Consider the following 6,922-nt stretch of genomic DNA (forward strand, 5'->3'; position numbering starts at 1 on the left):
AGAGCTGGTGGAATACCATTTCTTCAATATGATACAATAAAATGCAATTTCAGTAAAAATAAAAATTCTACTGGAATTTTGCTGCGAAATCTCTGCTAAAAAATAATTTATATTGTTTCTGTCTTCCCATCCGTTTTTGTCTTGAACCCATTGAGGCAAGTCCCAGTGATATAAGGTTACTGCAGCCTTAATACCTTTCTCTTTTAGCTCCTTTAAAAGGTTTTTATAAAACTCCATCCCCTTAGAGTTATATTCACCTTCCTTAGGAAATATGCGAGGCCATGATATAGAAAGCCTATATGCATCAACACCTAATTCCTTCATTAATTCTACGTCTTCTTTATACCTATGATAATGATCGCATGCAACATCTCCATTATCCATATTAAAGGTTTTTCCCTTAGTTTTTGAAAATGTATCCCAAATTGAGGGTGTTCTCCCATCTTCATCATGTGCACCCTCTATTTGATAGGATGATGTAGCAACTCCAAATATAAAATTTTTATCTAACATTTTAGCCCTCCATCTATTCAGTTATACGAATACAGCTATTTCTCATAATTAATTTCGTTGGAATCCTTATTTCATAAGGTTCATCAATATTTTTTCCTTCAATTAAGCTTACTAATATATCCGCTGCCCTTTTCCCTATCTCCACCCTGTCCTGTTCTATAGTCGTTAAAGGCGGTGTCATAAACTCTGAAAGTTTTATATTGTCAAATCCAACAACTGAAATATCTTCAGGGATTCGAAATCCCTTCTCTTGGAATATCGTCATAGAGACATATGCAATATCATCACACGCTGCATAAACAGCCGTTGGCAAATCATCAAAGGACTGCTGCAAAAGCTCAAGTGAAGCTTTTTTGCCTGCCTCATGAGTAAAGTCTTCTGCTTCAACAACATATTTTGAATTAAACTCTAAACCCTTCATTTCTAAAAACTCTTTATAGGCATCATATCTTTCTCTCCCCGCTATGCTATCTAACGGACATGCTATATGAGCTATTTTTCTATGTCCAAGAAAATATAGATACTCCAGCGCTTGAAAACTTCCCATTCTATTATCTGAAATCATAGTATACTTATTAGGATAAATACCATCAATAGATACACATTTAATATCACTTTCCAAAATACATTTTATTTCATCATTAAATTTAGCTCCTACAGCCAGCAAAACCCCATCAACGCCTCTATATTGGCAGTGTTCAAGATAGGATATCTCCCTATTATCAAATCGTTTACTTATAAATACAATATCATATCCATACTCCCCTGCCCTCGTATTAAAGCTTTGAAGAATTCCGCTAAAATGAGGATGTGTAATTCCCGTATGAAGTTCTTCAGATAAAATAACCCCAATTAGCCAGGTTTTCTTTGTTGCAAGAGCTCTTGCACTGTTGTTTGGAGTGTATCCTAATTTGTCTGCAGTGTCCATTATTTTTTTATAAGTTTTTTCACTAACTGATTTATAATTATTAAAAGCCTTCGATACAGTTGCTGGAGAGCAGCCTGCTTCCCTTGCTACATCGTAAATTGTTACCATATCATATCCCTCAAATCCATTTATAATAAATTATAACATATATTTTCTCAATCAATCCAAAACTCTATATTTAAAATAATAAAAATCTGCATAACAACTATAATCCTTCATATCAATGCAGCTTAAACCTATAAAAGCACCTGTAAATCCCATTGGATCTGCATATTCATCTGATAAAACCGTTACATCCACATTATATGGAATCTCTATCCACTCCATATCTTCCTTTGCGTAGTAAAACCTTCCTGAGGTATCCTTAACAGTTAACTTAAGATATAACTTGCCATCCCCAACAGGTATTTCAAAATCAGGTTCCATAGAAAACTGTCCATTTTTTAAGCACAATATTCTAAGGCACTTTTGCCCAATATTTTCATCATAAGCAACCCTCAACATATATTGGTTAAGTTCATCATATCTATATATTATTCCTGCCATCTGCTGAAAATGATTAAATTTAAATTCAAGGCAGGTCTGGGCTTCAAACCTAAAATCTGTCTGCCTTCTCAAAAGCATATTTTGGTTATGATTAGACATTAATGATTGTCTTCCAAATAACCTCAGTACACCATTATCTAAAATTTCATACTCTGCTGGTTTTCTTAAAGACATAAAGTCAAGCTTGAAATTTCCATCATTAAATCTATAATCGAATATCTTTTTTTCTTTTTTATCTCCATACCCTTCAAACTCTAAAGGCGGATTAACTCCTCCATCCTTAATATATGGCCAGTCATCAACCCAAACAATTTCCGCAATAGACGTTTCTCTACCTAAAGGACATCTTCCATTTTCGTCAATAGGTCTTGCGCAAAGAAAGGCTATCCACCACCTATCATCCATTCCTTTGCAGAGACTTCCATGTCCTGCTTTTTTAATATATAAGTCCTTATTGAATCTTGATGTTACAAGATGGGTGTTTGGATGAATTTCATAGGGACCATATATGTTTTTTGAACGAGCAACAGTAACTGCATGATCATAACTTGTACCACCTTCTGCAGTAATCAAATAATAATATCCATTCCTTTTATAAAGATGGGGTCCTTCTACAAGTCCAAGCTCTGATCCTTTAAATATTTTAACAGATTCTTTAATTGGTTTTAATGTATTAGCATCAACTTCTGTTAGTAATATACCTGAAAATTGTTCCTTATCCTGCTTTCTGTAATCCCACTCCATATTTACTATATATTTTTTTCCATCATCATCATGAAAAAGAGACGGATCGAATCCCGAGCAGTTTATAAATATCGGATCGCTCCACGGTCCTTCAATAGATTTTGATTTAATTATATAGTTCGGAGCATCCTTAAAGGGACCAAATGCCCAATTCTTTACATCAGTAAATACCAAATAAAAATATCCATCGCTGTATGAAAGACATGGTGCCCATATGCCTCCCGACTTAGGATTTCCTATCATATTAAGCATATTAAGATTATCAAGAGGCGATTTTACCGTCTCCCAATTTGCAAGATCCTTTGATTTTGATATTGCAATCCCTGGAAAATACTCAAATGTTGAATTTGCTATATAAAATGTATCATCAACGCATATTATACTGGGATCTGGGTGAAAACCCGTAAGTACAGGATTTTTAATCATAAAACCTACCACCTTATATTATTCTTTTACAGATCCCATTGCAATTCCATTTACAATATATCTTGAGAATAATATATATACTATCAATATTGGAATTATTGATACTGCAAGTCCTAAATAAATGCTCCCATACTCAGTCCTATACACATCTCCTCTTAGAGTTTGAACAAGCATAGGAAGAGTATATTTTTTCATTTTTGAAATCAAAACAAAAGGAGTAAAGAAGTTATTCCAAGAACCTACAAATGCAAAAATTCCCATCGTAACAGCTCCTGGTTTTGCAATAGGAAACATTATTTTATGAAATATTGTGAGTTCTCCACATCCATCTATTCTTGCCGCTTCTATAAGTTCCTTTACAATCGATGACTCTAAATACTGCATAGCAAAGAATATAGAGCCTGGTGCAGCAATTGCTGGAACTATAAGTGGAACATAACTATTTAAAAGATTTAACATAGACATATACTTGTAAAAACCTATTATTGAAACCTGTGTTGGAACCATAACAAGAACCAATATTAAGCCGTATAGAAATTTCTTATATGCAAAATCATAAACATGAATCGCATATGCAAACATTAATGAAAAATAAACTGTAAGAATCGTTACCGATACAGAAATAAAGGCACTATTTAAAAAACCTCTCCATATATTAAACCCTCTATTAGTTAAGTTTTTCCAGTTAACCATAAGATTATTACTCGGTATCAGGCTTATTCCTTGCTGTATTTCAGGGGTTGAGCGTGTTGCATTAACAAGAAGTATCCATATTGGAATAACACATATTATAAGCAATACTGTTAAAACCAAATATACTAAACCTCTATTCATTTTAGTTCTACTACTGTAATTCATATTCTCTACCCCCTTTTACCTTTTATATTTGTTTTTCTATCTGTCTTATCACTAAGAAGCTTTATTATTAAAAGCGCTGAAAGACATGTTATTATAAATATCATAACTCCCACACTTGCTGCTGCGCCTATATGTCCCTTATTGCTTGAAAATTTCATATACATCAATATATTCATCGTCATAATTGAGCCATTAGGTGAACCTCTGCCATCAGTTAGCATATATGGAATATCGAACATCTGCATACCGCCTACAAGGGAAGTAACTAAAATATATACTAATACTGGCTTTAAAAGAGGAAGAGTAATTTTTCTAAACATATCCCATGAATTTGCTCCATCAACCATAGCCGATTCGTAAAAAGACTGTGAAATTGATGTCATACCTGCCATAATGATTATCAATGTAGAACCGAACCACATCCACCATTGAATAAATGCAACAATTGAAACAGTCCAGCCGCTATTTCTAAAAAAATCTATAGCGTCTTTAAAAATACCTAAGCGAACCCCAACCTGGTTTACAGGTCCATAAAATGAAAAGAAATTAAAGAACAATACCGCAATGGTAGCAGGCATTAATATGTTAGGAAGATAAAAAATAGTTCTCCAGTAACCAACAAACTTTATTTTAAGTCTGCTGCTTGTAAGCCAGACAGCAAGAAGCATTGCAATACCAATCTGAGGTATGAAATTTAAAAGCCATATTTTCCAAGTATTTATTAAGGATTGAACAAAAAATTTATCTTGAAACAGTTTAGCAAAATTTTCAAATCCTACCAGCTTATATGTCTTGCTCATCATAGTCATATTTGTAAAACTCAAATAAAACGTATAAATAAGAGGATAAAAACTAAAAAGTAAAAAAACTATAATAAAAGGTGCTGTAAACAAATACCCATAATAATTCTTATTAATTTTAGAATTTTTCCTTTTAGCTTTTACTACATTCTCCGACAAGGCTATTACACCCTTTCCTAAAATAATAATTTCTAATTGAGGAATCTGCAATTATTGCAGATTCCTCTAAAAACTATTGAACATTCAAATCTGGTAGTGCATTTTTTACTGCATCTTTAAACTGCTTCATAGCCTGTTCCTTTGTAGCCTTACCTGAAGCATAGTTGCTTAATGGGTCGTTTAGTGCACGCTGAATAGCATCATCTGTTCCTTGAATTAATTTCAAGCTTATATTTGGTGCTGCTTCAGCAAAGCTCTTATATGAATTTTGTCCTGAAAGGAACTTTGAAGTTTCTGCATTATCAAATTGTGAAGCAATTTCTTCAACAACCTTTTGGCTTGAAACAAAGTCCCCAGCACCCTGTGCTAATTTATCTCCTATTGTTGGATCAATCTTTTTAAGGTATTCGTTTGTATATACTCCAAGTGCCCAATTCTTAAGATTTTCTTCATCTAAAGTAGCAAACTTAATAAACTCCTTTGCAAGGTCTAAATTCTTTGTACCCTTAACTGCTGCAATCCATGTTCCTCCCCACTGATATGGCATAGGCCCTTTAATACATGCCCAATCTCCAGCTGTGTTCTTTCCTACTGTCTTAGTCTTGTCCGAACCCTCAACCTTAACTTCCTTTGGAGCTGAGTTAGGCATTAAAACATATGGAAGTCCCCATGTTGGAAGTATATATGAGAATATCTGCTTTGGATTTCCCTTTGCATCAACAAGGGAATCATTCATGCCTGCAAACCATCCTTCCTGCCATTGATTTGCCTGTGCCTCATAACCATTCTGTCTGAAGGATTTAGCTATTTCAAATAATTCATCAACCTTAGGATCAATAACTAAATTATCATCAACAACCCATGGTTTTTCTCTATTTGCAAAGAATAGATTTGTGAAATCTCCAACTGATGCAACCATATAGGTATTTCCTTTAGATTTTTCCTTTATAACCTTTGCTGCTTGTTCAAATTTTTTCATGTCAGAAACGAGTTCTTGAATTTTTTCAGGATCATCGGTTCCAAAATATTTTTTAGCAAGGCTTCTTCTGTAAAAATAAGCACCAGGTGTCGCCTGATATGAAAAAGCCTTTGTAACCCCCTCATATGTTCCCATATCTATTGTAAATTGATATGTTTTAAGATCCTTTGCAACTGGAAGTAAATCTGAAAGGTCTTCTAAATAATCGCTTTCTATGAATTCTCTGACGAATGATGCTTCGAGGGTTACTACGTCTGGGCCCTCTCCAGCTTGAAGTGCTGATTTAAGTTTTGTCTGATATTCTCCATTTGTCATAGGAATCATCGTGTACTCGATTTTTACATTTGGATTTTTGCCCTGAAATGCAACCGTCATAGTTTTAACTTCATCTGTAAAGGACCAAACTTTAAGAACCTTTTGCTCATTTTGTGTTTGATTTGTATTAGTATTAGTGTTATTGTTGGATGTTTCACTCTTCCCACACCCAGAAAAAAGTCCAACAATTAAAAGAATTGATAGAACAAAAGAAATTATTTTTTTCATAGTGCCCCCTCCAAAAATTTTAATAGAAACCGGTTTCTTTTTTTACTATATTTTTATTGTATCAGGTTCGTTTCGAATTTTCAATAAATTAATAAAAATATCAGAGATTTCGCAGCAAAATTCCAGTAGAATTTTTATTTTTACTGAAATTGCATTTTATTGTATCATATTGAAGAAATGGTATTCCACCAGCTCTATAGGTTGCAAAAATAGTTATAACTCCCCCTACCCCCAAAAATTTAAATAATTAATTTCCAATTTTATTGTTTCATTAAGTTTTTTCAAATACTGGATTATTCCAGGTATCTTCTATTGTAAATCTCTCATCTCTTATATCCTCAATAATATTTATTTGAAGCATTCTTTTCTTCCTAAAACCTCTAATACATCTAAAAAAATATAACTGCATAAGATTAAATGCTATAA

At 33.3% G+C, this 6,922-nt stretch carries 7 protein-coding genes; all 7 read right to left on the reverse strand.

The genetic code is table 11. The annotated features are described in order from the left end of the window. Positions 1-513 (reverse strand): family 1 glycosylhydrolase (locus B5D15_RS14825; RefSeq protein WP_143287342.1); only part of this gene is annotated, 513 nt, incomplete at its 3' end. Positions 514-526: 13 nt separating this feature from the next. Continuing rightward, positions 527-1,549 (reverse strand): LacI family DNA-binding transcriptional regulator, encoded by a 1,023-nt coding sequence (locus B5D15_RS14830; RefSeq protein ID WP_078697876.1) that lies wholly within the window; start codon positions 1,547-1,549, stop codon positions 527-529. Between the two features lie 51 nt (positions 1,550-1,600). Further along, positions 1,601-3,157, reverse strand: a complete 1,557-nt coding sequence (locus B5D15_RS14835) for a glycoside hydrolase family 43 protein (protein ID WP_078697877.1) — start codon at positions 3,155-3,157, stop codon at positions 1,601-1,603. Between the two features lie 18 nt (positions 3,158-3,175). Continuing rightward, entirely contained in the window at positions 3,176-4,015 is an 840-nt protein-coding gene (locus tag B5D15_RS14840) for a carbohydrate ABC transporter permease (protein WP_078697878.1), read from the reverse strand. A 5-nt stretch (positions 4,016-4,020) separates the two neighbouring features. Continuing rightward, positions 4,021-4,818, reverse strand: a complete 798-nt coding sequence (locus B5D15_RS14845) for a carbohydrate ABC transporter permease (protein WP_242948769.1) — start codon at positions 4,816-4,818, stop codon at positions 4,021-4,023. Between the two features lie 229 nt (positions 4,819-5,047). Then, positions 5,048-6,496: an ABC transporter substrate-binding protein gene (locus tag B5D15_RS14850; protein ID WP_078697879.1), complete on the reverse strand. Its 1,449-nt coding sequence runs from the start codon at positions 6,494-6,496 to the stop codon at positions 5,048-5,050. Positions 6,497-6,596: 100 nt separating this feature from the next. Continuing rightward, the gene (locus B5D15_RS15815; protein ID WP_278305576.1) at positions 6,597-6,731 is read right to left on the reverse strand and encodes a hypothetical protein; all 135 of its coding nucleotides are present in this window, start codon (positions 6,729-6,731) and stop codon (positions 6,597-6,599) included. Between the last annotated feature and the right edge of the window lie 191 nt (positions 6,732-6,922).

The organism is Caloramator quimbayensis (assembly GCF_900167605.1).
In the GTDB taxonomy this organism is placed as follows: domain Bacteria; phylum Bacillota; class Clostridia; order Clostridiales; family Caloramatoraceae; genus Caloramator_B; species Caloramator_B quimbayensis.